The 26,649-nt window shown below is 42.6% G+C and carries 18 protein-coding genes; 16 read left to right on the top strand and 2 right to left on the bottom strand.

Annotation, left to right across the window (positions count from 1 at the left end):
- The first annotated feature begins 74 nt into the window (after positions 1 to 74).
- The 6 genes from N8O80_RS03650 to N8O80_RS03625 all read left to right on the top strand — a co-directional run bounded on the left by N8O80_RS03650 (position 75) and on the right by N8O80_RS03625 (position 6,605).
- Positions 75 to 341: an ACT domain-containing protein gene (locus N8O80_RS03650; protein ID WP_261026952.1), complete on the top strand. Its 267-nt coding sequence runs from the start codon at positions 75 to 77 to the stop codon at positions 339 to 341.
- Between the two features lie 9 nt (positions 342 to 350).
- Positions 351 to 1,688 (top strand): PFL family protein, encoded by a 1,338-nt coding sequence (locus N8O80_RS03645; protein ID WP_261026951.1) that lies wholly within the window; start codon positions 351 to 353, stop codon positions 1,686 to 1,688.
- 243 nt (positions 1,689 to 1,931) lie between these two features.
- Positions 1,932 to 2,627, top strand: a complete 696-nt coding sequence (locus tag N8O80_RS03640) for a histidine phosphatase family protein (protein ID WP_261026950.1) — start codon at positions 1,932 to 1,934, stop codon at positions 2,625 to 2,627.
- Positions 2,628 to 2,784: 157 nt separating this feature from the next.
- The gene (leuS, locus tag N8O80_RS03635) at positions 2,785 to 5,286 is read left to right on the top strand and encodes a leucine--tRNA ligase (RefSeq protein ID WP_261026949.1); all 2,502 of its coding nucleotides are present in this window, start codon (positions 2,785 to 2,787) and stop codon (positions 5,284 to 5,286) included.
- A gap of 195 nt (positions 5,287 to 5,481) precedes the next feature.
- Positions 5,482 to 6,177 carry a GNAT family N-acetyltransferase gene (locus tag N8O80_RS03630; protein ID WP_261026948.1) on the top strand — a complete coding sequence of 232 codons (696 nt, stop codon included), beginning with the start codon at positions 5,482 to 5,484 and terminating at the stop codon, positions 6,175 to 6,177.
- A gap of 56 nt (positions 6,178 to 6,233) precedes the next feature.
- Complete coding sequence (locus N8O80_RS03625; RefSeq protein WP_245941798.1) at positions 6,234 to 6,605, top strand: GNAT family N-acetyltransferase; 372 nt, start codon at positions 6,234 to 6,236, stop codon at positions 6,603 to 6,605.
- A 722-nt stretch (positions 6,606 to 7,327) separates the two neighbouring features.
- Here the strand turns inward: N8O80_RS03625 and N8O80_RS03620 are convergent.
- Positions 7,328 to 7,408 (bottom strand): type I toxin-antitoxin system Fst family toxin, encoded by an 81-nt coding sequence (locus N8O80_RS03620; RefSeq protein ID WP_084819591.1) that lies wholly within the window; start codon positions 7,406 to 7,408, stop codon positions 7,328 to 7,330.
- A gap of 133 nt (positions 7,409 to 7,541) precedes the next feature.
- On the opposite strand from N8O80_RS03620, the gene ruvB reads away from it, so the two are divergent.
- The 9 genes from ruvB to N8O80_RS03575 all read left to right on the top strand — a co-directional run bounded on the left by ruvB (position 7,542) and on the right by N8O80_RS03575 (position 18,689).
- Positions 7,542 to 8,540, top strand: a complete 999-nt coding sequence (gene ruvB, locus N8O80_RS03615; protein WP_120769748.1) for a Holliday junction branch migration DNA helicase RuvB — start codon at positions 7,542 to 7,544, stop codon at positions 8,538 to 8,540.
- A complete protein-coding gene (locus N8O80_RS03610; RefSeq protein ID WP_120769749.1) occupies positions 8,521 to 9,093 on the top strand; it encodes a nucleotidyltransferase family protein in 573 nt (190 codons plus the stop codon). Before ruvB ends, N8O80_RS03610 begins: the two co-directional genes overlap by 20 nt.
- Before the next feature lie 231 nt (positions 9,094 to 9,324).
- The gene (locus tag N8O80_RS03605) at positions 9,325 to 10,083 is read left to right on the top strand and encodes an isoprenyl transferase (RefSeq protein ID WP_120769750.1); all 759 of its coding nucleotides are present in this window, start codon (positions 9,325 to 9,327) and stop codon (positions 10,081 to 10,083) included.
- Between the two features lie 8 nt (positions 10,084 to 10,091).
- Positions 10,092 to 10,895 carry a phosphatidate cytidylyltransferase gene (locus tag N8O80_RS03600; RefSeq protein WP_033686268.1) on the top strand — a complete coding sequence of 268 codons (804 nt, stop codon included), beginning with the start codon at positions 10,092 to 10,094 and terminating at the stop codon, positions 10,893 to 10,895.
- 21 nt (positions 10,896 to 10,916) lie between these two features.
- A complete protein-coding gene (gene rseP, locus N8O80_RS03595) occupies positions 10,917 to 12,176 on the top strand; it encodes an RIP metalloprotease RseP (RefSeq protein ID WP_120769751.1) in 1,260 nt (419 codons plus the stop codon).
- Positions 12,177 to 12,188: 12 nt separating this feature from the next.
- Positions 12,189 to 14,042, top strand: a complete 1,854-nt coding sequence (locus tag N8O80_RS03590) for a proline--tRNA ligase (RefSeq protein ID WP_261026944.1) — start codon at positions 12,189 to 12,191, stop codon at positions 14,040 to 14,042.
- Between the two features lie 98 nt (positions 14,043 to 14,140).
- Positions 14,141 to 15,520 (top strand): 6-phospho-beta-glucosidase, encoded by a 1,380-nt coding sequence (gene bglA / locus N8O80_RS03585; RefSeq protein WP_261026943.1) that lies wholly within the window; start codon positions 14,141 to 14,143, stop codon positions 15,518 to 15,520.
- 192 nt (positions 15,521 to 15,712) lie between these two features.
- On the top strand, positions 15,713 to 17,521 hold the full coding sequence (glmS, locus tag N8O80_RS03580) for a glutamine--fructose-6-phosphate transaminase (isomerizing) (protein ID WP_261026942.1): 1,809 nt from the start codon (positions 15,713 to 15,715) through the stop codon (positions 17,519 to 17,521).
- 118 nt (positions 17,522 to 17,639) lie between these two features.
- Positions 17,640 to 18,689, top strand: coding sequence for an LLM class flavin-dependent oxidoreductase (locus tag N8O80_RS03575; RefSeq protein WP_120769755.1), 1,050 nt, complete (start codon positions 17,640 to 17,642; stop codon positions 18,687 to 18,689).
- A gap of 99 nt (positions 18,690 to 18,788) precedes the next feature.
- Here N8O80_RS03575 and N8O80_RS03570 read toward each other — a convergent pair whose 3' ends face one another.
- Positions 18,789 to 22,574 carry a pullulanase gene (locus N8O80_RS03570; RefSeq protein ID WP_261026941.1) on the bottom strand — a complete coding sequence of 1,262 codons (3,786 nt, stop codon included), beginning with the start codon at positions 22,572 to 22,574 and terminating at the stop codon, positions 18,789 to 18,791.
- Positions 22,575 to 23,023: 449 nt separating this feature from the next.
- Between N8O80_RS03570 and rpoB the strand changes: the two genes are divergently transcribed.
- A complete protein-coding gene (rpoB, locus tag N8O80_RS03565; RefSeq protein ID WP_261026940.1) occupies positions 23,024 to 26,629 on the top strand; it encodes a DNA-directed RNA polymerase subunit beta in 3,606 nt (1,201 codons plus the stop codon).
- Positions 26,630 to 26,649: the final 20 nt, after the last annotated feature.

Below are 26,649 nucleotides of genomic sequence, written 5' to 3'. Positions count from 1 at the left end.
TTATGCTATACTATTTGAAAAGAATCCTGTTTAATATTCAGGTTTCCTATTAAAAGAAGAATTGGAGTTTGCTTATGAAAGCGATTATAACTGTTGTTGGTAAAGATAAATCTGGAATTGTTGCAGGTGTTTCTAGTAAAATTGCAGAATTAGGATTGAATATTGACGATATCTCTCAAACTGTCTTGGATGAATATTTTACGATGATGGCTGTCGTCTCTAGTGATGAAAAGCAAGATTTTACACGCCTTCGTAATGAATTCGAAGCTTTTGGGCAAACTTTGAATGTAAAAATTAATATTCAGAGTGCAGCCATTTTCGAAGCTATGTATAACATCTAGGAGGTGCACATGGATATTAGACAAGTTACTGAAACCATTGCTATGATTGAGGAGCAGAACTTTGATATCAGAACTATTACCATGGGGATTTCTCTATTAGACTGTATCGATCCAGATATTAATCGTGCTGCGGAGAAAATTTATCAAAAGATTACGACCAAGGCAGCTAATTTAGTGGCTGTTGGTGACGAAATTGCAGCTGAGTTGGGAATTCCTATCGTTAATAAGCGTGTATCGGTGACTCCTATTTCTCTGATTGGAGCAGCGACAGATGCGACAGACTATGTGGTTCTGGCAAAAGCGCTTGATAAGGCTGCGAAAGAGATTGGTGTGGACTTTATTGGTGGTTTTTCTGCCTTGGTACAAAAAGGGTATCAAAAGGGAGATGAGATTCTCATCAATTCAATTCCTCGTGCTTTGGCTGAAACGGATAAGGTTTGCTCGTCAGTTAATATTGGCTCAACCAAGTCTGGTATCAATATGACGGCTGTGGCAGATATGGGACGAATTATCAAGGAAACGGCAACTCTATCTGATATGGGGGCAGCTAAGTTGGTTGTATTCGCTAATGCTGTTGAGGACAATCCATTTATGGCGGGTGCCTTCCATGGTGTTGGGGAGGCAGATGTTATCATCAATGTTGGAGTTTCCGGTCCTGGTGTGGTGAAACGTGCCTTGGAAAAAGTTCGTGGACAGAGCTTTGATGTAGTAGCCGAAACAGTTAAGAAAACTGCCTTTAAAATCACTCGTATCGGTCAATTGGTTGGTCAAATGGCCAGTGAGAGACTGGGTGTGGAATTTGGTATTGTGGACTTGAGCTTGGCGCCAACTCCTGCGGTTGGAGATTCTGTTGCACGTGTCCTTGAAGAAATGGGGATAGAAACAGTTGGTACGCATGGGACGACGGCTGCCTTGGCTCTCTTGAATGACCAAGTTAAGAAGGGCGGAGTTATGGCCTGCAACCAAGTTGGTGGTTTGTCTGGTGCCTTTATCCCTGTTTCAGAGGATGAAGGAATGATTGCTGCAGTGCAAAATGGCTCTCTTAATCTGGAAAAACTAGAAGCTATGACGGCTATCTGTTCCGTTGGCTTGGATATGATTGCCATTCCGGAGGATACACCTGCTGAAACCATTGCGGCTATGATTGCAGATGAAGCTGCAATTGGTGTCATTAACATGAAAACAACAGCTGTTCGTATTATTCCAAAAGGAAAAGAAGGCGACATGATTGAGTTTGGTGGCCTATTAGGAACTGCGCCTGTTATGAAAGTCAATGGGGCTTCGTCTGTTGATTTCATCTCTCGTGGGGGACAAATCCCAGCACCAATCCATAGTTTTAAAAATTAATAGATTAGGAGAAACTTTAAGTTCTATTTAAGGTTAGGTGTGTATACTATAATCATTAAATAAAGACCTCCTAATATTATTTGAAACAGATAACACTGATTTAGTTTGAATTTGATTTTCATCTAATATCTTTATTTAATGAACTCCTAAACTTTTTCATAATAATCTCCTGCAAAAGTCGCCTGTATGGGTGGCTTTTGTTTTATCATCCATGATATAATAGAAGCAAACGGAGGACGGAAAATGGTAAAAGTACGATTGTATTTGGTACGTCATGGCAAGACCATGTTTAACACGATTGGTCGAGCGCAAGGTTGGAGCGATACTCCCTTAACAGCTGAAGGTGAACGAGGGATTCAAGAATTAGGAATCGGTTTGCGAGAATCTGGTTTGCAGTTTGAGCGCGCTTATTCGAGCGATTCAGGGCGCACCATTCAGACAATGGGAATTATCCTTGAAGAACTTGGTTTGCAGGGGACAATCCCTTATCGCATGGACAAGCGTATCAGAGAATGGTGTTTTGGTAGTTTTGATGGAGCTTACGATGGCGATCTTTTCATGGGTATTATTCCTCGCATCTTTAATGTGGACCATGTTCACCAATTGTCTTATGCTGAACTGGCTGAGGGCTTGGTAGAGGTTGATACAGCTGGTTGGGCTGAAGGCTGGGAAAAACTCAGTGGCCGAATCAAAGAAGGTTTTGAAGCGATTGCCAAAGAAATGGAAGAACAAGGTGGAGGAAACGTCCTTGTTGTCAGCCACGGAATGACCATTGGAACCATTGTTTATCTGATTAATGGCATGCATCCGCATGGTCTAGATAATGGTAGCGTGACGATCCTTGAATATGAGAATGGCCAGTTTAGCGTTGAGGTTGTCGGTGACCGTAGTTACCGAGAATTAGGGCGTGAGAAGATGGAAGAGATAAACAATCCATAGAAGTTAGCTCCAAGTGTGGGCTAATTTTTTATACTGCTAAATAAGCTGGATTTGCGATTCGGTCTTTCTTGGCATACAAGTCCAAAAGAACATTTCTCGTCTTTCAAATTCCCTCAAAAATGGTATAATAGTAACATCACAAAATTGGAGAGAGACCATGAGTTTTTACAATCATAAAGAAATTGAGCCTAAGTGGCAAGGCTACTGGGCAGAACATCATACATTTAAGACGGGAACAGATGCATCAAAACCGAAGTTTTATGCTCTCGATATGTTCCCTTATCCATCTGGAGCGGGTCTGCACGTAGGTCACCCAGAAGGTTATACAGCAACCGATATCCTCAGCCGTTACAAACGTGCGCAAGGCTACAATGTCCTTCACCCAATGGGTTGGGATGCTTTTGGTTTGCCTGCAGAGCAATACGCTATGGATACAGGTAATGACCCAGCAGAATTTACAGCTGAGAACATTGCCAACTTCAAACGCCAAATCAATGCGCTTGGATTTTCTTATGACTGGGATCGTGAAGTCAATACAACAGATCCAAACTACTACAAGTGGACGCAATGGATTTTCACCAAGCTTTACGAAAAAGGCTTGGCCTATGAAGCGGAAGTGCCAGTAAACTGGGTTGAGGAATTGGGAACAGCCATCGCCAACGAAGAGGTCCTTCCTGACGGAACATCTGAGCGTGGAGGTTATCCAGTTGTTCGCAAACCAATGCGTCAATGGATGCTCAAAATCACGGCCTACGCAGAGCGCTTGCTCAATGACTTAGATGAACTAGATTGGCCAGAGTCTATCAAGGACATGCAACGCAACTGGATTGGTAAATCAACTGGTGCTAATGTAACCTTCAAGGTTAAGGGAACTGACAAGGAATTCACAGTCTTCACCACTCGTCCTGATACTCTTTTCGGTGCGACTTTCACTGTCTTAGCTCCTGAACATGACTTAGTTGACGCTATTACAAGCCCAGAGCAAGCAGAGGCTGTAGCAGACTACAAACACCAAGCTAGCCTCAAGTCTGACTTGGCTCGTACAGACCTTGCCAAAGAAAAAACAGGGGTTTGGACTGGTGCTTATGCCATCAACCCTGTCAATGGTAAGGAAATTCCAATCTGGATTGCGGACTACGTCCTTGCTAGCTATGGTACAGGTGCAGTAATGGCTGTGCCTGCCCACGATCAACGTGACTGGGAATTTGCCAAACAATTTGACCTTCCAATCGTCGAAGTACTTGAAGGTGGAAACGTTGAAGAAGCTGCCTACACAGAAGATGGACTTCATGTCAATTCAGACTTCCTAGATGGACTCAACAAAGAAGAAGCGATTGCTAAGATCGTGGCTTGGTTGGAAGAAAAAAGCTGTGGACAAGAGAAGGTTACCTACCGTCTCCGCGACTGGCTCTTTAGCCGTCAACGTTACTGGGGTGAGCCAATTCCTATCATTCATTGGGAAGATGGAACTTCAACAGCTGTCCCTGAAAGTGAATTGCCACTTGTCTTGCCAGTAACCAAGGACATTCGCCCTTCAGGTACTGGTGAAAGTCCACTAGCTAACTTGATAGATTGGCTTGAAGTGACTCGTGAAGATGGCGTCAAAGGTCGTCGTGAAACAAATACTATGCCACAGTGGGCTGGTTCAAGCTGGTACTACCTCCGCTATATTGACCCGCACAATACTGAGAAATTGGCCGATGAGGATCTTCTCAAACAATGGTTGCCAGTAGATATCTACGTGGGTGGTGCAGAGCATGCCGTTCTTCACTTGCTTTATGCTCGTTTCTGGCATAAATTCCTCTATGACCTCGGTGTTGTTCCGACTAAAGAACCATTCCAAAAACTCTTTAACCAAGGAATGATCTTGGGAACCAGCTACCGTGACCATCGTGGGGCTCTTGTGGCGACTGACAAGGTTGAAAAACGTGATGGTTCCTTCTTCCATGTGGAAACAGGCGAAGAGTTGGAGCAAGCGCCAGCCAAGATGTCTAAATCCCTCAAGAACGTGGTTAACCCAGACGATGTGGTGGAACAATACGGTGCCGATACCCTTCGTGTTTATGAAATGTTTATGGGACCACTTGATGCTTCGATCGCTTGGTCAGAAGAAGGTCTGGAAGGAAGCCGTAAGTTCCTCGACCGTGTTTACCGTTTGATTACAAGTAAGGAAATTGTTGCGGAAAACAATGGCGCTCTTGACAAGGTATACAACGAAACGGTCAAAGCTGTCACAGAACAAATTGAATCATTGAAATTCAATACAGCCATTGCCCAACTTATGGTCTTTGTCAACGCGGCTAACAAGGAAGAAAAACTTTATGTAGACTATGCCAAAGGCTTTATCCAATTGATTGCACCATTTGCACCTCACTTGGCAGAAGAACTCTGGCAAACTGTTGCAGCAACAGGTGAGTCAATCTCTTACGTGGCTTGGCCAACATGGGACGAAAGCAAATTAGTTGAAGACGAAATCGAAATCGTTGTCCAAATCAAAGGAAAAGTTCGTGCCAAACTCATGGTCGCTAAAGACCTATCACGGGAAGAATTGCAAGAAATTGCTCTTGCTGACGAAAAAGTTAAGGCAGAAATTGATGGTAAGGAAATCGTGAAAGTGATTGCGGTACCTAATAAACTCGTTAATATCGTCGTTAAATAACGAATTTATTAACCCTATCTGCCACCTTCAATAGTCCACTGGACTATTGAAGCCAACTAAACTCGTTAATATTGTTGTGAAATAAGAAATGAATCCTTCAGAGTAGAATCTGGGGGATTTTTTGAATCTTCTTATGAAAGTATGATATACTATGGGCAACTATAAAGTTTGAAAAGCTAAACAAGGAGAAGAAAAATGCCAGTAAACGAATATGGTCAGATAATTGGGGAGTCAATGGAAGGTTATACTCCAGGTGAATTGCCTTCTATTGATTTCTTAGAAGGGCGTTATGCTCGAATAGAAGCTCTTTCAGTGGAGAAGCATGCGGAGGATTTGCTAGCTGTTTATGGTCCTGATACGCCTCGGGAGATGTGGACCTACCTCTTTCAGGAACCAGTGGCAGATATGGAGGAGCTGGTTACTCTCTTAAATAAGATGTTGGCTCGTAAGGATCGTTTTTACTATGCAATCATAGACAAGGCAACTGGTAAGGCTTTGGGAACTTTTTCTCTCATGCGTATTGACAAGAATAACCGAGTAATAGAAGTGGGAGCTGTCACTTTTTCTCCAAAACTCAGGGGGACACGGATAGGGACAGAAGCCCAGTACCTCTTGGCTTGCTATGTCTTTGAGGAGCTTAACTATCGTCGCTATGAGTGGAAATGCGATGCCTTAAATCTGCCATCCAGACGAGCAGCGGAACGTTTAGGTTTTGTCTATGAAGGGACCTTCCGCCAGGCAGTCGTATATAAGGGGCGTACAAGAGATACGGATTGGTTGTCTATGATTGATAAGGACTGGCCCAAAGTCAAAGATCGTTTGGAAAAATGGTTACGTCCTGAAAACTTTGATAAAAATGGACGACAGTACAAGAGCTTGAGAGACCTTTAAGAGGTGTTGAGATGATTACTATTAGAAAGCAAGAAATTGTCAAGATATAGGATGTTTTGCATCTCTATCAGGCTGTCGGTTGGACAAATTATACCCATCAACCAGAGATGCTGGAGCAGGCCTTATCTCATTCATTAGAGATTTATGTGGCACTTGATGGCGATGCTGTGGTGGGCTTGATTCGTTTGGTTGGAGATGGATTCTCATCAGTATTGGTTCAGGATTTAATCGTTTTACCAATCTATCAGCGTCAAGGGATTGGTAGTGCCCTAATGAAAGAGGCTTTAGAGGATTACAAAGATGCCTATCAAGTCCAGCTGGTAACAGACCAGACAGAAAGAACCTTGGAATTCTATCGTTCTATGGGTTTTGAAACTTTATCCACCTATGACTGTACAGGAATGACTTGGATGAATCGAGAAAAATAATAAAATTTGTTTTTTATTAAGCAAAATTTAAGGATGGTCTAGTATTATATAGTCATTAAATAAAGACCTCCTAACTTTATTTAATGAAATCCTAAAACTTTTTTCATCATAATCTCCTAATGAAGCCATCCAATCAGGTGGCTTTTTTTGTGGGTAGGTGATAGTGATAGAATTTTTTGCAGAATAGTAAAATTTGAGAAAAGTTAAGCTAGTTTTAAGCTTTGTCTTGTAACATATAGTTATTAAATAAAGACCTCCTAACTTTATTTAATAAAATCCTAAACTTTTCTTTTTCATAATAATCTCCCTTAACTCCACCCAATCAGGTGGAGTTTTTTGGCTCTATTTCAGGATTTTGGGGACTATTCTAAAAATCATTTTCCGATATTTTTCGGATTTTGGTCGGGGAATTGGCGGGGACTTTTTTTAGCGAATATGACTAATAAATAGGTCTGTTGTCGCTTCAGCTACTTCAACCTTACTTTGAATTTAAGTGACTGTTAATTGAAGGACTAGAACTACTGTAATAATGCTCTTGGTTTTCAAGGAGTGAGTCATCATATTGTTGTACAGCGGTTAAAGCTTGAAAAGCCACGAATATAAACCTTTGAAAAATTTTGTGAACTATGGGATAATAAAAAGGAATTGAGTACTAGTTCTATATCATAGGCTAGAAAAGGCCCCAAGCTCACGACCAAATAAGCTAGGGGTCTTTTTTGACACTATTTATCCTTGTTTAGCCATTTATCGACTAAGCGAAGAACGACACCGACCACAATTGGTCCGATGATAGTTTTGAGTATGGGCTATCTCACCTCCTTTCGTAGGCGGTGTAGCAGTGCCGTAGAATGTTATACCACATAGGTGCTAAACTCTGGAGTCACCCAATCAGGTGGCTTTTTTGTTTGTGGCTTGGTTTTTTGATATAATAGAGCCATGAGTAGAATTTTAGATAATGAGATAATGGGGGACGAGGAGTTAGTAGAACGCACGCTCCGTCCTCAGTATTTACGTGAATATATTGGGCAGGATAAGGTCAAGGACCAGCTTCAAATCTTTATAGAAGCTGCCAAAATGCGGGATGAAGCGCTGGATCATGTGCTTTTATTTGGCCCTCCAGGCTTGGGAAAAACGACCATGGCTTTTGTTATTGCCAACGAACTAGGTGTCAATCTCAAGCAGACTTCGGGTCCAGTCATTGAAAAAGCCGGTGATTTGGTAGCGATTTTGAATGACTTAGAGCCTGGGGATGTTCTTTTTATTGATGAGATTCATCGTTTGCCAATGTCAGTGGAAGAGGTGCTTTATAGTGCCATGGAGGACTTCTACATTGATATCATGATTGGGGCTGGTGAAGGCAGTCGCAGTGTTCATTTGGAGTTGCCACCTTTCACTTTGATTGGTGCGACGACTCGGGCTGGTATGCTCTCAAATCCGCTACGGGCACGTTTTGGAATTACAGGTCACATGGAGTATTATGCCCATGCTGACTTGACGGAAATTGTTGAGCGGACGGCAGATATTTTTGAGATGGAAATCACTCATGAGGCAGCATCTGAATTAGCCCTACGTAGTCGTGGAACCCCTCGTATTGCCAATCGTCTCCTCAAACGCGTGCGCGATTTTGCCCAGATTATGGGGAATGGGGTTATCGATGATGTTATTACCGATAAGGCTTTGACTATGCTGGATGTTGACCATGAAGGTTTGGACTATGTGGATCAAAAAATCCTTCGCACCATGATTGAGATGTACGGTGGTGGTCCTGTTGGTCTAGGAACTCTTTCTGTTAACATAGCAGAAGAGCGTGAGACAGTTGAAGACATGTATGAGCCCTACTTGATTCAAAAAGGTTTTATCATGCGGACACGTTCTGGACGGGTGGCGACTGCTAAGGCATATGAGCATTTAGGGTATGAATATATTGAAAAATAAGGCTGAAATTTTAGACTCTTTCAGAGAAAATCCGGATATGATGGCTATTTTGACTATCATCCGAAACCTTGGTTTGAAAGACTCCTGGTTGGCAGCAGGTTCTGTCAGAAATTTTATCTGGAATCTCTTGTCAGAGAGACCAGCATTTGATCTTGAAACAGATGTAGATGTGATTTTCTTTGATCCGGATATTTCTTATGAGGAAACCTTGTCCTTAGAGAAAAAACTGCGAGAGGATTTTCCTCAGTACCAGTGGGAATTGAAAAATCAAGTCTATATGCACCAGCACAGCCCTCATACTACTCCCTATAGCAGCTCTTGTGATGCCATGAGTAAGTATCCAGAACGGTGTACGGCAGTTGGACTGCGCTTGAATGAAGAATCCGCTTTGGAGCTCTTTACTCCATACGGTTTGGAGGATATTTTGAATTTTCAAGTTCGTCCAACTCCTCATTTCTTAGAAAATGAAGACCGAATGGGACTTTATCGAACACGTCTATCCAAGAAAAATTGGCAGGAAAAATGGAAAAATTTGATTTTTAAAAATACTTAAGGAAACTTTAAGCTAGGAAGTGTATACTAAGTTCATAAGTTAAGAAGACCTTAACTTAAACTCCTAAAACTTTTTCATAATAATCTCCCTATAAAAAATAAAGTCGCCCAATCAGGCGGCTTATTTTTTTGAAAAATGGGCTTTATGCCTGAGAATAAATAGCTTAGTGATAGAAGAAAATGGGGAAATATGGTATAATGAAACGATAGATTTTTGAATAGGAATAAGATCATGTTTGGATTTTTTAAGAAAGATAAGGCTGTAGAAGTAGAGGTTCCGACACAGGTTCCTGCTCATATCGGTATCATCATGGATGGGAATGGCCGTTGGGCTAAAAAACGTATGCAACCGCGAGTCTTCGGACACAAGGCGGGCATGGAAGCATTGCAAACTGTGACCAAGGCAGCCAACAAACTGGGAGTTAAGGTTATTACAGTTTATGCTTTTTCTACGGAAAACTGGACCCGCCCTGATCAGGAAGTCAAGTTTATCATGAACCTTCCGGTAGAGTTTTATGACAATTATGTCCCGGAATTGCACGCAAATAATGTTAAGATTCAAATGATTGGGGAGACAGACCGCCTGCCTAAGCAAACCTTTGAAGCTTTAACCAAGGCTGAGGAATTGACTAAGAACAACACAGGATTGATTCTTAACTTTGCCCTCAACTATGGTGGACGTGCTGAGATTACACAGGCGCTTAAGTTGATTTCCCAGGATGTTTTAGATGCCAAAATCAATCCAGGTGACATCACAGAGGAATTGATTGGCAACTATCTCTTCACCCAGCATTTGCCTAAGGATGTACGAGATCCAGACTTGATTATCCGTACCAGTGGAGAATTGCGTTTGAGCAATTTCCTTCCATGGCAGGGAGCCTATAGTGAGCTCTATTTTACGGATACCTTATGGCCTGATTTTGACGAGGCAGCTTTGCAGGAAGCTATTCTTGCCTACAATCGTCGTCATCGCCGATTTGGAGGAGTTTAGGAGGAAATATGACACAGGATTTACAGAAAAGAACCTTGTTTGCAGGGATTGCACTGGCTATTTTTCTACCGATTTTAATGATTGGGGGCCTCTTGCTTCAGATAGCAATTGGAATCATAGCCATGCTAGCTATGCATGAACTTTTGAAGATGAGAGGTCTAGAGACCATGACTATGGAGGGTCTCCTGACCCTCTTTGCAACCTTTGCTTTGACCATTCCCTTGGAGAATTACCTGACTTTTCTACCAGTTGATGGGAATGTGGTTGCTTATAGTGTTTTGATTTCAATCATGTTAGGAACGACTGTTTTTAGCAAGTCTTATACGATTGAGGATGCTGTTTTCCCTCTTGCTATGAGTTTCTATGTAGGCTTTGGATTTAATGCTTTACTAGATGCTCGCGTTGCAGGTTTAGATAAGGCTCTATTGGCCTTGTGTATTGTCTGGGCTACCGACAGTGGTGCCTATCTTGCTGGGATGAACTTTGGGAAACGAAAATTAGCTCCGACAGTTTCTCCAAATAAAACCTTTGAGGGTGCCTTGGGTGGTATTTTAGGTGCTATTTTAGTAACCATCATCTTTATGATGTTTGACAGTACAGTTGCTCTTCCGTATGGAATTTACAAGATGTCAGTCTTTGCTATTTTCTTTAGCATTGCTGGACAATTTGGTGATTTACTAGAAAGTTCGATCAAGCGTCACTTTGGTGTCAAGGATTCTGGGAAATTTATTCCTGGACATGGTGGTGTTTTGGATCGTTTCGATAGTATGTTGCTTGTATTTCCAATTATGCACTTGTTTGGACTCTTTTAATCAAAAGACGGAGGAAATACTATGCTCGGAATTTTAACCTTTATTCTGGTTTTTGGGATTATTGTAGTGGTGCACGAGTTCGGACATTTCTACTTTGCCAAGAAATCAGGGATTCTAGTGCGTGAATTTGCCATCGGTATGGGACCCAAGATCTTTGCTCATATTGGCAAGGATGGAACGGCCTATACCATTCGAATCTTGCCTCTGGGAGGCTACGTTCGCATGGCCGGTTGGGGTGATGATACAACTGAAATCAAGACAGGAACTCCTGTCAGTTTGACGCTTACTGATGATGGTAAGGTTAAACGCATCAATCTCTCAGGTAAAAAATTGGATCAAACAGCTCTTCCTATGCAGGTGACCCAGTTTGATTTTGAAGACAAGCTCTTTATCAGGGGCTTGGTTCTGGAGGAAGAAAAAACATTTGCAGTGGATCACGATGCAACGGTTGTGGAAGCAGATGGAACTGAGGTTCGGATTGCTCCTTTAGATGTTCAATATCAAAATGCGACTATCTGGGGGAAACTCATTACTAATTTTGCAGGCCCTATGAACAACTTTATCTTAGGGGTTGTTGTTTTCTGGATTTTAATCTTCATGCAGGGTGGTGTCAGAGATGTCGATACCAACCAGTTCCATATTATGCCCCAAGGGGCCTTGGCTAAGGTGGGAGTACCAGAAACGGCACAAATTACCAAAATTGGCTCACATGAGGTTAGCAACTGGGAAAGTTTGATTCAGGCTGTGGAATCAGAAACCAAAGATAAGACAGCCCCGACCTTGGATGTGACTATTTCTGAAAAGGGTAGTGACAAACAAGTTACAGTTACACCCGAAGAAAGTCAAGGCCATTACCTTCTAGGTGTTCAACCGGGGATTAAGTCAGATTTTCTATCCATGTTTGTAGGTGGTTTTACAACTGCTGCTGACTCAGCCCTCCGAATTCTCTCAGAACTGAAAAATCTGATTTTCCAACCGGATTTGAACAAGCTAGGTGGACCTGTTGCCATCTTTAAGGCAAGTAGTGATGCTGCTAAAAATGGAATTGAGAATGTCTTGTACTTCTTGGCAATAATTTCCATCAATATTGGGATTTTTAATCTTATTCCGATTCCAGCCCTGGATGGTGGTAAGATTGTGCTCAATATCCTAGAAGCCATCCGCCGCAAACCATTGAAACAAGAAATTGAAACCTATGTCACCTTGGCCGGAGTGGTCATCATGGTTGTCTTGATGATTGCTGTGACCTGGAATGACATCATGCGACTCTTTTTTAGATAATCGAGGAATATTATGAAACAAAGTAAAATGCCTATCCCAACGCTTCGCGAAATGCCAAGCGATGCTCAAGTTATCAGCCACGCTCTTATGTTGCGAGCTGGTTATGTTCGCCAAGTTTCAGCAGGCGTTTATTCTTACCTACCACTTGCTAACCGTGTGATTGAAAAAGCTAAAAACATCATGCGCCAAGAATTCGACAAGATTGGTGCCGTTGAGATGTTGGCTCCTGCCCTTCTTAGTGCAGAATTGTGGCGCGAATCAGGTCGTTATGAAACTTATGGTGAAGACCTTTACAAACTAAAAAACCGTGAAAAATCAGACTTTATCCTAGGTCCAACTCACGAAGAAACCTTTACAGCTATTGTCCGTGATTCTGTTAAGTCTTACAAGCAATTGCCGCTTAACCTTTATCAAATCCAGCCTAAGTATCGTGATGAAAAACGCCCACGTAATGGACTACTCCGTACACGTGAGTTTATCATGAAAGATGCTTACAGTTTCCACGCTAACTATGATAGCTTGGACAGTGTTTACGATGAGTACAAGGCTGCTTATGAGCGTATTTTCACTCGTAGTGGTTTAGATTTCAAGGCTATCATCGGTGACGGTGGAGCCATGGGTGGTAAGGACAGCCAAGAATTTATGGCTATTACACCTGCTCGTACAGACCTTGACCGATGGGTTGTTTTGGACAAGTCAGTTACCTCATTTGATGAAATTCCTGCAGAAGTGCAAGAAGAAATCAAGGCAGAATTGCTTAAATGGATGGTTTCTGGTGAAGATACCATTGCTTACTCAAGTGAGTCTAGCTATGCTGCTAACTTGGAAATGGCAACAAACGAGTACAAACCAAGCAACCGTGTCGTTGCTGAAGAAGAAGTGACTCGTGTTGCAACACCAGATGTTAAAACAATCGATGAAGTTGCCGCCTTCCTCAACGTTCCAGAAGAACAAACGATTAAAACCCTCTTCTACATGGCAGACGGTGAGCTTGTTGCCGCCCTTCTAGTTGGAAATGATCAGCTTAATGAAGTTAAGTTGAAAAACCACTTGGGAGCAGATTTCTTTGACGTTGCTAGCGAAGAAGAAGTGGCGAATCTTGTTCAAGCAGGATTTGGTTCACTTGGCCCAGTTGGTTTGCCAGAGAATGTTAAAATCATTGCAGATCGTAAAGTGCAAGATGTTCGCAATGCAGTTGTGGGAGCTAACGAAGATGGCTATCACTTGACCGGTGTGAATCCAGGTCGTGATTTTACTGCAGAATATGTGGATATCCGTGAAGTTCGTGAGGGTGAGATTTCTCCAGACGGACAAGGTGTCCTTAACTTTGCGCGTGGTATCGAAATTGGTCACATTTTCAAACTCGGTACTCGCTATTCAGCAAGCATGGGAGCAGATGTTTTGGATGAAAATGGCCGTGCTGTGCCAATTATCATGGGATGTTACGGTATCGGTGTCAGTCGTCTCCTTTCAGCAGTGATGGAGCAACACGCTCGCCTCTTTGTTAACAAAACGCCAAAAGGTGAATACCGTTACGCTTGGGGAATCAACTTCCCTAAAGAATTGGCGCCATTTGATGTTCACTTGATCACTGTCAATGTTAAGGACGAAGAAGCGCAAGCCTTGACAGAAAAACTTGAAGCAAGCTTGATGGGTGCTGGTTACGAAGTCTTGACAGATGACCGCAATGAGCGTGTCGGTGTTAAATTTAGTGATAGCGACTTGATTGGTCTTCCAATCCGCATCACTGTTGGGAAGAAAGCGGCTGATGGCATCGTAGAAGTTAAAATCAAAGCGACTGGTGACACCATCGAAGTTCATGCAGATAACTTGCTTGAAACGCTTGAAATCCTCAGCAAGAAATAAAAACTATAATCAGAAGAAAAACAAGGAAAAAATGTAACTAGTTTTTACCTTGTTTTTTCTGTATAATGGGAAAAATGACTAGATAAAGAGGTAAATGTATGCTAAGATTTCCAAAGGATTTTGTCTGGGGATCCTCTACTTCTGGACCACAGACAGAAGGATGTGTAGCTGGTGACGGCAAGGGAGATAATCTCTGGGATTATTGGTACCAAGTGGAGCCAAATCGTTACTATAATGGGATTGGTCCAGATAAAACATCAACCTTTTATGAAAACTGGGAAAAGGATATTGAGCTACTGTTAGAAACTGGTCACACGGCCTTTCGGACTTCTATTCAGTGGTCACGGATTTTTCCACAAGGGCGTGGGAAAGTCAATTCTCAAGGTGTAGATTTTTACCGTAAGGTTTTTGAGGCTATTAAGGCTAAAGGGATTCGTCTTTTAGTCAATCTTTATCATTTTGATTTACCTTTTGCCCTTCAAGAGGATGGTGATGGTTGGGAAAATAAGGCGACTGTCTCAGCCTATGAAGACTATGCTCGTTTTTGTTTTGAGACTTATGGAGATTTAGTGGATCAATGGATTACCTTTAACGAGCCAATCGTTCCAGTAGAATTTGGATATTTTTACGATGCCCATTATCCACATAAGGTGGATGCAGAGGCAGCCGTTAAAGTAGCTTATCATACACAATTGGCCAGTAGTCGGGCGGTTAAGGCTTGTCATGAACTTTTGCCAGATTCCAAGATTGGGATTGTCTTAAACTTGACACCGGCTTATCCACGTAGCCAGCATCCTGCTGATGTCAAGGCAGCTCGCATTGCGGACCTTTTTCAAGCTCAATCTTTCTTAGATCCGTCCGTTTTGGGGACTTATCCACAGGAGTTGGTAGAAATCTTACATGAATATGGTCTCTTGCCTGATGCTACAGAGGAGGAGTTGAAGCTCATTCGTGACAATACTGTGGACTTCCTTGGTGTCAACTACTATCAACCTTTGCGTGTTATGGCGCCTCGATTTGCTAAGCATCCAGAGAGTCCACTCTTACCAGAACATTTTTACGAGCCTTATGTGATGCCTGGACGTAAAATCAATCCTCATCGTGGCTGGGAGATTTATGAGCAAGGGATTTATGACATTGCCCAAAATATCAAGGAAAATTATGGTAATATCGAGTGGATGTTGACAGAGAATGGTATGGGTGTTGAAGGAGAAGAAAAATTCCGTGAGAATGGAATGATTCAAGATGATTATCGTATTGACTTTGTAAAAGGTCATCTTCGTGAACTTCACCGTGCCATTGAAGACGGAGCCAATTGTAAGGGCTACTTGATTTGGACCTTTATCGATTGCTGGTCATGGCTCAATAGTTATAAAAATCGCTACGGTTTGGTCGAACTAGACTTGGAAACGCAAGAACGTCGTCTGAAAAAGTCAGGGCACTGGTTCAAGGAATTAAGCGATAATAATGGATTTTAAAAAGGACTTTGACTGATTATTCTAATTGGTCAGAGTTTTTTTAATTTCAGGAAGTTGATATGAACTATACCAATTTTTACTCTTGACAAGTGAAAGAAACAAGTATATACTGTTTTTGCTGATTCTATAAAAGAGGAATTAGACTATACCAATTTTAAGGAGAAAGCACAGCTGGTCTGTGTCGTATATACTATGTGTGGAATTGTTGGTGTTGTTGGAAACACAAATGCAACTGATATTTTGATTCAAGGGCTTGAAAAGCTCGAATACCGTGGCTATGATTCTGCGGGAATTTTTGTCCTAGGTGGTGCTGAAAATCACCTAGTCAAGGCTGTCGGTCGTATTGCAGAATTGTCTGCTAAGACAGCTGGTGTTGAGGGAATAACTGGTATCGGACATACTCGTTGGGCTACTCATGGAAAACCAACTGAAGACAATGCTCACCCACACCGTTCTGAGACAGAACGTTTTGTCTTGGTTCACAATGGGGTCATTGAAAACTACCTCGAAATCAAGGAAGAATACCTTGTAAGTCACCATTTCAAGGGGCAAACAGATACTGAAATCGCCGTTCACTTGATTGGAAAATTTGCGGAAGAAGATGGCTTGTCAGTGCTTGAAGCCTTCAAAAAAGCTCTTCACATCATCCGTGGTTCTTATGCCTTTGCCTTGGTTGACTCACAAGATCCTGAAGTCATCTACGTGGCTAAGAATAAATCACCACTTTTGATTGGTCTTGGGGAAGGCTATAACATGGTCTGCTCAGACGCCATGGCTATGATTCGTGAGACCAACCAGTACATGGAAATCCATGACCAAGAGTTGGTCATCGTCAAGGCTGATAGTGTAGAGGTTCAAGACTATGATGGTAATGGTCGTGAGCGTGCTAGCTATACTGCTGAGCTTGACTTGTCAGATATCGGTAAGGGAACTTACCCTTACTACATGCTAAAGGAAATTGACGAGCAACCAACGGTGATGCGTAAACTCATCCAAGCCTACACAGATGAGGCTGGTCAAGTTGTTGTAGACCCAGCTATTATCAAGGCCGTTCAAGACGCAGACCGCATCTACATTCTTGCAGCTGGAACATCTTACCACGCAGGATTTGCTTCTAAGAAGATGTTGGAAGAATTGACGGATACACCAGTTGAGCTTGGAATTTCATCTGAGTGGGGCTACGGTATGCCACTCCTCAGCAAGAAACCACTCTTCATCTTTATCAGCCAGTCTGGTGAAACAGCGGATAGCCGTCAGGTTTTGGTTAAGGCTAATGAAATGGGAATCCCAAGCTTGACAGTGACCAACGTTCCTGGTTCAACCCTTTCACGTGAAGCCAACCATACCATGCTCCTTCACGCAGGTCCTGAAATTGCCGTGGCATCAACTAAAGCCTATACAGCACAAATCGCAGCCCTTGCCTTCCTTGCAAAAGCAGTCGGAGAAGCAAATGGCAATGCCAAAGCGCAAGCCTTTGATTTGGTGCATGAGTTGTCAATTGTAGCTCAGTCTATCGAATCAACTCTTTCAGAGAAAGAAACCATCGAAGCCAAGGTTCGTGATCTTCTTGAAACAACTCGCAACGCCTTTTATATCGGACGTGGTCAAGATTACTATGTAGCCATGGAAGCAAGTCTCAAACTCAAAGAGATTTCTTACATCCAGTGTGAAGGCTTTGCGGCAGGAGAACTCAAGCACGGAACCATTGCCTTAATTGAAGAAGGAACACCTGTCTTGGCCCTTTTGTCAGATCCAGTCCTTGCCAACCATACTCGTGGAAATATCCAAGAGGTCGCAGCCCGTGGTGCCAAAGTCCTCACTATCGCAGAAGAAAATGTTGCCAAAGATACAGACGACATCGTTCTTACGACCGTCCACCCTTACCTCTCACCAATTTCAATGGTCGTACCAACACAATTGGTCGCTTACTTTGCAACCCTACACCGTGGTCTTGATGTGGATAAACCACGTAACCTTGCTAAATCAGTAACGGTAGAATAAGTTAAAAAAGTCTAGTTATCTAGGCTTTTTCTTGTGAGCAAATTGGTTGTTTGTACTCAATATTCGTGTTAGAATAATTTTTCAAATTGAAGAACAGAAATAGACAGGGAGAATTACTATGGTAGAATTGGGAATTTCGACATTTGGGGAAACAACGGAGCTTGAAGGAACTGGGCAGACTTACAGTCATGCTGAACGCATTCGTCAGTTGGTGGCAGAGATTGAACTGGCTGACAAGGTTGGTTTGGATGTGTATGGGATTGGCGAGCACCATCGAGAGGATTTTGCAGTATCAGCTCCAGAGATTGTCCTGGCAGCTGGGGCAGTCAATACCAAGAAAATCCGTTTGACCAGTGCAGTCAGCATTCTCTCGAGCATGGATTCGATTCGCTTGTTCCAACAGTATGCCACTATCGATGCTTTGTCAAATGGACGTGCGGAGATTATGGCCGGAAGGGGTTCTTTCACGGAATCTTTCTCCTTGTTTGGCTATGATTTGAAAGACTACGAAGCCCTCTTTGATGAGAAATTAGACTTGCTTCAGTTAGTCAATGAAAAGACAAAGCTAGACTGGAAAGGTCGATTGACCCAAACGATTGCTGGTAAAGAAGTTTATCCTCGTCCAGTTCAGGACAAATTACCCTTGTGGATAGCGACAGGTGGTCATGTCGAATCAACAGTGAAGATTGCTCAGGCAGGCTTACCGATTGTCTATGCCATTATTGGTGGGAACCCTCGTTATTTTAAAAAGTTGATTCAGGCTTATCGTGAGATTGGGAGCGAAGCGGGCCATGCTAGTCATGAACTAAAGGTTGGGGCTCATTCTTGGGGTTGGATTGCTGAAGATGGCGAGCAGGCTGTAAAAGATTATTTCCATCCGACCAAGCAAGTGGTGGATGCTATTTCCAAAGACCGTCCGCACTGGCAGGAATTGCGTTATGAGCAATATTTGGAGCAAGTTGGATCAAATGGTGCCATGTTTGTGGGCAATCCAGATCAAGTGGCAGAAAAATTGATTCGCATGATTGAGGATTTAGGATTGGACCGCTTCATGCTCCATCTACCGCTTGGTTCTATGCCTCATGAACAAGTCCTGAGAGCTATTGAACTTTTCGGAACGCAAGTGGCTCCAAAAGTACGGGCTTATTTTGCCATGAAAGAGGCTTAATAAAAAATCCTAATCAAGTTTATTATGACGACAAATATTGTATAAAAATCAATCCCCCGAGCGTTATGGCTTGGGGGATAGTTCTATAGGAGGGCTAGTTTAGTTCTCTTTTTTGTTTTTTAGCAAGAACCCGAGACCTAGAAGAGCAAGGAGACTAATTCCTGCAAGCAGGAGTTTGTGATCATTTTTGGTTCCTGTATTTGGTAGTTCAGCTTGTGAATCAGCTGTAGCTTGGTTAGGTTTATTTTCTGCATCAGATACTTTTGCATCTGGTTTTGCAGAATCAGGTTTAGTTTGTGGAGCTGGAGTTTGCTGTTCCGGTTTGACTACTCGGTTTGACATATTGTCTTGGCTGTTATTTTGACCGTGTTCTTGTTTTAAGCTAGAAAGATCAAATTCTGGTTTTTCTTCCACAGCTGGGGCAACGATAGCACCGCCTTGAGCGATTCGAAGAACAGTAGCTGTAAGGGCATTTAATTTCAAGCCTTTTTCGGTCCATTCAATTCCTTTCGGGTTGGCAATTCCTACTGGTCCTGCTTGGTTTTCATCTGCCAAAACTTCAGCATTTCTGAGGTGGTCGAAGGCAGTTCTCAAATTAAATTCGCGAGCTTTTTCGTCCGCATTGACAAAGACTGCGTAGATATCACCGTTTGGAGCAGTGATTTGGTAACCGATCACTACATCCTCTTTCTCCACACCATTTTGACCTGGGACAGTGATGAGGCGGATACGGTCTTTGATATCTTGAAGACTCTTAAGTCGGAAGGCATCTGTAGATTGACGAAGGGCAATCAAACCTTTCATATAGTCACGACTCTTGACATTTTCAGGATATACTTTTCCATCTGTAGCCTTAGTCCAGTCAAACTTGTTAATAGCATCGCTCGAATCGTAAGAGTCATGGATGAAGTAAGGATAGTCAAATGGGTTACCGTCCTTATCACGCAATAAGTGAGATTTGTTTGGTTGTTTGTCCTCTGCTACTGGAGTCTTGTAGGCTGGGTCACGGAATTGTTTAGTACGTCCGTATTCCTGACCAGAGTGGATAAATGGAGTTCCTTGAGCTGTCAAGACCATGAGATTTCCAAGTCGCAAACGACGATGGATTTCAGCATAGTTCTCAGCCTTGCTTGGGTCTTTTTTGATAGATTGGGCGATGATGTCAAAGAGGGTCAAGTTATCATGGGCTGCGATGTACTGGATAACATCTCCGGGACTATCTGCTTCAAAGTTGGTTGGTTGAGCAATGAGATTTTTAAAGATGGTGTTGATATCACGCTTGCCACCTGTGATAAAGGCAGGTTGACCTTCGTTTGGATAACCAGACTTGAGGTTGTTACGGATGTCATCTGAAAAGACAGCGACAGTATCAGTATGTTTCATCCAATCTTGGTCAGCAGCTTTAGTAGGCATATTTTCATCACCAGCATAGGTTCTCCAACCTTCACCAAGCATGATGAGGTTTGGATTGAGGGCGCGTGCAGCCTTGTACGCTTCTTCGATAGAAGCTGCATCATGGTCTCCCATCATATCGAAGCGGAATCCATCCACTTTGTAGGTATCAACTAGATATTTGATAGAGTCAACTAGGAGTCGTTTGGTCATATGGTGGGTTGTCCCCAAGCGTCCACCACCAAAGCTAGTGCGAGGTGTCCCATCAGCATCCATAAAGTGGTAGTAGTTTGGCTCTAAATCTTCAAAGATATCGACCTTGGCTGTATGGTTATACACTACATCTAGGATAGCTCCCATACCACGTTTGTGGATCTCGTTGATGAGGTTTTTAAATTCTGCGATTCGTTTTTCTGGATTTTTAGGATCGCTTGAATACATACCAGTCAAGGAGAAGTAGTTTTGAGGATCATATCCCCAGTTATAGTTGCTGTTGCTTGAAGCGTAGTCAGACAAGCGTTCATGGTTTTTCAATTCATTGACAAAGTAGTAAGACAAGACTGGAAGGAGCTGGATGTGGGTTACACCCAAGTCTTTGAGATAGTCTAGTTTTTCAATAAATGCTTCAAAGGTACCAAATGGTTTGGTTAAGTCTTTTGCAATGGCAGGATCTGAAGTAAAGTCACGCACATGAGCTTCGTAGATAACGGCATCTTCACGAGTCTTGAAATTGTGAATCTTACCATAAGTCAAGTCTTGAGGTCCGAGTTTGGCTGGATCTACAAAGGCGGCTTTAGCCACTTTATGGGCATCGTCAATCTTAGCATCGTCACTATTCCAAGCAGCGAGGGACTTAGCGTAAGGATCGAGTGCAAGAACAGTTTTACCTTGACGTTCGATTTGGTATTGATAATAGTATCCAGTGAAATCTGTGATTCCGAGTTTGTTTGTGCTATCTAGAGTTTGTTTCCAAGTTCCTCTTTCCCCTTTTTCAAGAGCGACAGTTCCAACCACTTTTTCAGGGTTATTCTTGTCGTAGACAACGACAGAAACCTTGTCAGCACTTGGTGACCAAAGGGTTAAATCAACTTGTTTTCCTTCTTCTTTTAGGTCAGCTCCAAGTTTGCCATCATAACTGTAAGTCTCATCTTTCAGACGCCAGCTTGTTTTGGTAGTGAATTGGTCAGCGTTGTAGCTCACGGTATAAGGATGTTTTGTGTCCGAGAAATCTCCACTGTAGGTCACTTTCTTACCAGCTTCATCGATTGCAACATCGGTGATAGCTACTTTATTTCCTAGGTGATTAGTGATGTTGGAGTGTTTGAGGATATCCTCTTTTTTAGCACCGACAAGTGTTGAAAAACTACTCTCAATGCTAGAAGTGCCTACGTGTTGGGCTCCTGTCATACGGATATCATGGACATAGTATGGATTTGTGTAAATCGATTCATCATCGTCTTTTAGGAAAATTTGGCTATGATTTTTTAAATCTGTGAACTTATAATCTTCTTTACGGATTTTCACATCGTCTCCTTGTTTGTTTCTGTCTAGTAATAAAAATCCAAGGTCTTTAGCTGCATCTTTGAGTGGAATATCGATATAGCGACCATATTTGCCTGTAGCCGTAAAATCTGTTCCGTTAGGCCATTCACCACTACTTGGATTTTTCACATCTCCCCAGTACCAGAGAGATTTCTTGTCATAGTTGCCATCTGTACGGTAGTAGTTGACGCGAATAGTTCCTGCAGGTTGTGGCTCGTAAGAGAAAACCTTGTGTTCTTGGTCCAACCAAGCCTCATTCATATTTGGTGCCAGTTTTTCTATCGATTTATCGCCGGTTAGATTTTTCCCAGCTGTATTATTGATGAGGAAGCTAATTTTCTTGGCTTGTTCTCCCTTTAATTTGACATCTAGGTAGTAGCCATAGTCGTCTTTTTTGGCATCCTTAAAGGACAAGGCTCCGTTAGGCCAGTTTTCAGATGGTTTTTCAACATCGTCCCAAGTCCATAGTCCTTGAGCATCCTTGTTTTCTTCAGGAAGCTTTTTGACATGGATACGGAAGTAGTTGTCTTCTATTGGTTCTTCTGCCTTAGTTTCAGTCGTTACTGGACTCGTAGAAGTAGTTGGTTCACTTGAACGATCTTGTCCGGTTTGTGGGGCTGAATCGGCGGGAGTTGCAGCAGGAGTAGTTGGCTCTGTTGCAGGTTTTTCTTCTGTTTTCTTTAGGGAAGCGTTTGCACTATCGGGTGAAGAAAAATCGCTTTCGTTCTTGCCAGCGATGTTTGTTGCATCAGTAAGAGGTTGAGTAAGGGAGGTCGTATTTCTGTTGCTGGGTTCGTTAGTGGTTGGTGTATTTTCGTTTGCTGAGATAGTTGGTGTAGCCATGGCAAGCAGAATAAGGCTTGCTCCAATAAGGACAGAACCAGTTCCATTTTTGAGGGAACGGATACTGTAAACCATTTTTTTCTCAGTGTGAGATGGTATTTTTCTCATAATGATTCTCCAATCAATGAATTTCTCTATCAGTATAGCACTTAGTAAAATAAGATGCAAGCGTTTTCCTAAAATTAAAATAAAAGAAAAAATCGCAACAAATTTTGTTACGATTAAGCCAGTATTTCTTATAGGAAAAGATTTTGTCAAAAAATCGTTAATCCCCTTGAAAAATCTAGCTAAATAGGGTATAATATGAATAATCATTTGTCGTAGGTTTTGTCTGAAATATTGTCCAGACAAGGCTCACAGCAGTTAAATCTTCTGAAGAAGTCAGATTTAGCTGCTCTTTTTGTGCTTTTTTTCAGGATTTCGCGTGTTTGTAACAAAGACTTAAAGATTCTGAAAATTCATCAAAAGGACACGGTGATAGGGGTTTTAAAAACCATATGACGATTAGAAAAGCCTGATTGACAAGGCTTGGAACTTATTTACAAAGGAGAATCATCTTGGCAGGACATGACGTTCAATACGGGAAACATCGTACCCGTCGTAGTTTTTCAAGAATCAAAGAAGTTCTTGACTTACCAAATTTGATTGAAATTCAAACTGACTCATTCAAAGATTTCCTAGACCATGGTCTTAAGGAAGTGTTTGAAGATGTATTGCCAATTTCAAACTTCACAGACACAATGGAGTTGGAATTTGTTGGATATGAAATCAAGGAACCAAAATATACGCTAGAAGAAGCTCGTATTCACGATGCTAGCTACTCAGCACCAATTTTTGTAACCTTCCGCTTGATCAATAAAGAAACAGGCGAAATCAAAACCCAAGAAGTTTTCTTTGGTGATTTCCCAATCATGACTGAAATGGGTACTTTCATCATCAATGGTGGTGAACGTATCATCGTATCTCAGTTGGTCCGCTCACCAGGTGTTTACTTTAACGATAAAGTTGATAAAAACGGTAAAGTGGGCTACGGTTCAACTGTTATCCCTAACCGTGGAGCTTGGTTGGAACTTGAAAGTGACTCAAAAGATATCGCCTACACTCGTATCGACCGTACTCGTAAGATTCCATTTACGACCTTGGTTCGTGCTCTTGGTTTCTCAGGTGATGATGAAATCTTTGATATCTTTGGTGATAGCGAATTGGTTCGTAATACTGTTGAAAAAGATATCCACAAGAATCCAATGGACTCTCGTACAGACGAAGCCTTGAAAGAAATTTACGAACGCCTTCGTCCAGGTGAGCCTAAGACTGCTGAAAGCTCACGTAGCTTGCTTGTAGCTCGTTTCTTTGACCCACGTCGTTATGACTTGGCAGCTGTCGGTCGTTACAAAATCAATAAAAAACTCAATGTTAAAACACGTTTGCTTAACCAAACTATTGCTGAGCCATTGGTAGACCCTGAAACAGGCGAAATCTTGGTAGAAGCTGGAACAGTCATGACTCGTAGCGTGATTGAAAGTATTGAAAGCCATTTGGATGGCGACTTGAACAAGATTGTCTACATTCCAAATGATGCAGCCGTTGTGACTGAGCCAGTTGTTCTTCAAAAATTCAAGGTTGTTGCTCCAACTGATCCAGACCGTGTTGTAACTATTATTGGTAATGCTAATCCAGATGACAAGGTTCGTATCGTCACTCCTGCAGATATCCTTGCTGAGATGAGCTACTTCCTCAACTTAGCTGAAGGACTTGGCCGTGTAGATGATATCGACCACCTTGGAAACCGTCGTATCCGTGCGGTTGGTGAATTGCTTGCCAACCAAGTACGTCTTGGACTTTCTCGTATGGAACGTAATGTCCGTGAACGTATGTCTGTTCAAGATAACGAAGTCTTGACACCACAACAAATTATTAATATCCGTCCTGTAACAGCTGCGGTTAAAGAATTCTTTGGTTCATCACAGTTGTCACAGTTCATGGACCAACACAACCCACTTTCTGAGTTGTCCCACAAACGCCGTTTATCAGCCTTAGGACCTGGTGGTTTGACACGTGACCGCGCTGGATATGAAGTCCGTGACGTGCACTACACTCACTACGGTCGTATGTGTCCAATTGAGACACCTGAAGGACCTAACATCGGTTTGATCAATAACTTGTCATCTTACGGACACTTGAACAAATATGGTTTTGTTCAAACACCATACCGTAAAGTTGACCGTGAAACAGGTGTTGTTACGAACGAAATCGTTTGGTTGACAGCCGATGAAGAAGATGAATTTACTGTAGCGCAGGCTAACTCTCGCCTCAATGAAGATGGAACTTTTGCTGAAAAAGTTGTCATGGGACGTCACCAAGGGGTCAACCAAGAGTATCCAGCTAATGTTGTTGACTATATGGACGTATCACCAAAACAGGTAGTTGCCGTTGCGACAGCATGTATTCCTTTCTTGGAAAACGATGACTCCAACCGTGCCCTCATGGGAGCCAACATGCAACGTCAGGCTGTGCCATTGATTAATCCTAAAGCACCTTACGTTGGTACTGGTATGGAATATCAGGCAGCCCACGATTCAGGAGCTGCTGTGATTGCTCAGTATGACGGTAAAGTTACCTATGCAGATGCTGACAAGGTAGAAGTTCGTCGTGAAGATGGTTCATTGGATGTTTACCACATCCAAAAATTCCGTCGTTCAAACTCAGGTACTGCTTACAACCAACGCACTCTCGTAAAAGTTGGTGATGCCGTTGAAAAAGGCGATTTCATCGCTGACGGACCTTCTATGGAAAATGGAGAAATGGCGCTTGGACAAAACCCAATCGTTGCCTACATGACTTGGGAAGGTTACAACTTCGAGGATGCTGTTATCATGAGCGAACGCTTGGTGAAAGATGATGTCTACACATCTGTCCACCTTGAAGAATACGAATCAGAAACGCGCGATACAAAGCTTGGGCCTGAAGAAATTACTCGTGAAATTCCAAACGTTGGTGAAGATGCCCTTAAAGACCTTGACGAAATGGGTATTATCCGTATCGGTGCTGAGGTTAAAGAAGGTGATATCCTTGTAGGTAAAGTAACACCTAAGGGGGAGAAAGACCTTTCAGCTGAAGAACGTCTCTTGCACGCTATCTTTGGAGACAAGTCACGTGAAGTTCGTGATACTTCTCTTCGTGTACCACACGGTGCCGATGGTGTCGTTCGTGATGTTAAGATCTTTACACGTGCAAATGGAGATGAGTTGCAATCAGGTGTCAACATGCTGGTTCGCGTCTACATCGCTCAAAAACGTAAGATCAAGGTCGGAGATAAGATGGCCGGACGTCACGGAAATAAAGGGGTTGTCTCTCGTATCGTTCCTGTAGAAGACATGCCTTACCTTCCAGATGGAACTCCAGTCGATATCATGTTGAACCCACTTGGGGTGCCATCACGTATGAATATCGGTCAGGTTATGGAGCTCCACCTTGGTATGGCGGCTCGTACTCTTGGTATTCACATCGCAACACCAGTCTTTGACGGAGCAAGTTCTGAAGACCTCTGGTCAACTGTTAAAGAAGCTGGTATGGATAGCGATGCCAAAACAATCCTTTACGATGGACGTACGGGTGAACCATTTGATAACCGTGTTTCTGTTGGAGTCATGTACATGATCAAACTCCACCACATGGTTGACGATAAATTGCACGCGCGTTCAGTCGGACCTTACTCAACCGTTACCCAACAACCACTCGGAGGTAAAGCTCAGTTTGGTGGACAGCGTTTCGGTGAGATGGAGGTTTGGGCTCTTGAAGCTTACGGTGCGTCAAATGTCCTTCAAGAAATCTTGACTTACAAGTCTGACGATATCAACGGACGTTTGAAAGCTTATGAAGCTATTACAAAAGGAAAACCAATTCCAAAACCAGGTGTTCCAGAATCCTTCCGAGTTCTTGTCAAAGAATTGCAATCTCTTGGTCTTGACATGCGAGTCCTTGACGAAGATGATCAAGAAGTGGAACTTCGTGACTTGGATGAAGGAATGGACGAAGATGTCATCCACGTAGATGACCTTGAAAAAGCCCGCGAAAAAGCAGCACAAGAGGCTAAAGCAGCCTTTGAAGCTGAAGAAGCTGAGAAAGCAACAAAAGCGGAAGCAACAGAAGAAACTGCTGAATAAGAATAAGCAGTTCACTTAGA

Source organism: Streptococcus mitis (assembly GCF_946190155.1).
Taxonomy (GTDB): Bacteria; Bacillota; Bacilli; order Lactobacillales; family Streptococcaceae; genus Streptococcus; species Streptococcus mitis_CL.
The sequence above is the reverse complement of the archived record's forward strand: the minus strand, read 5'-3'. Positions and strand labels throughout refer to the sequence as shown.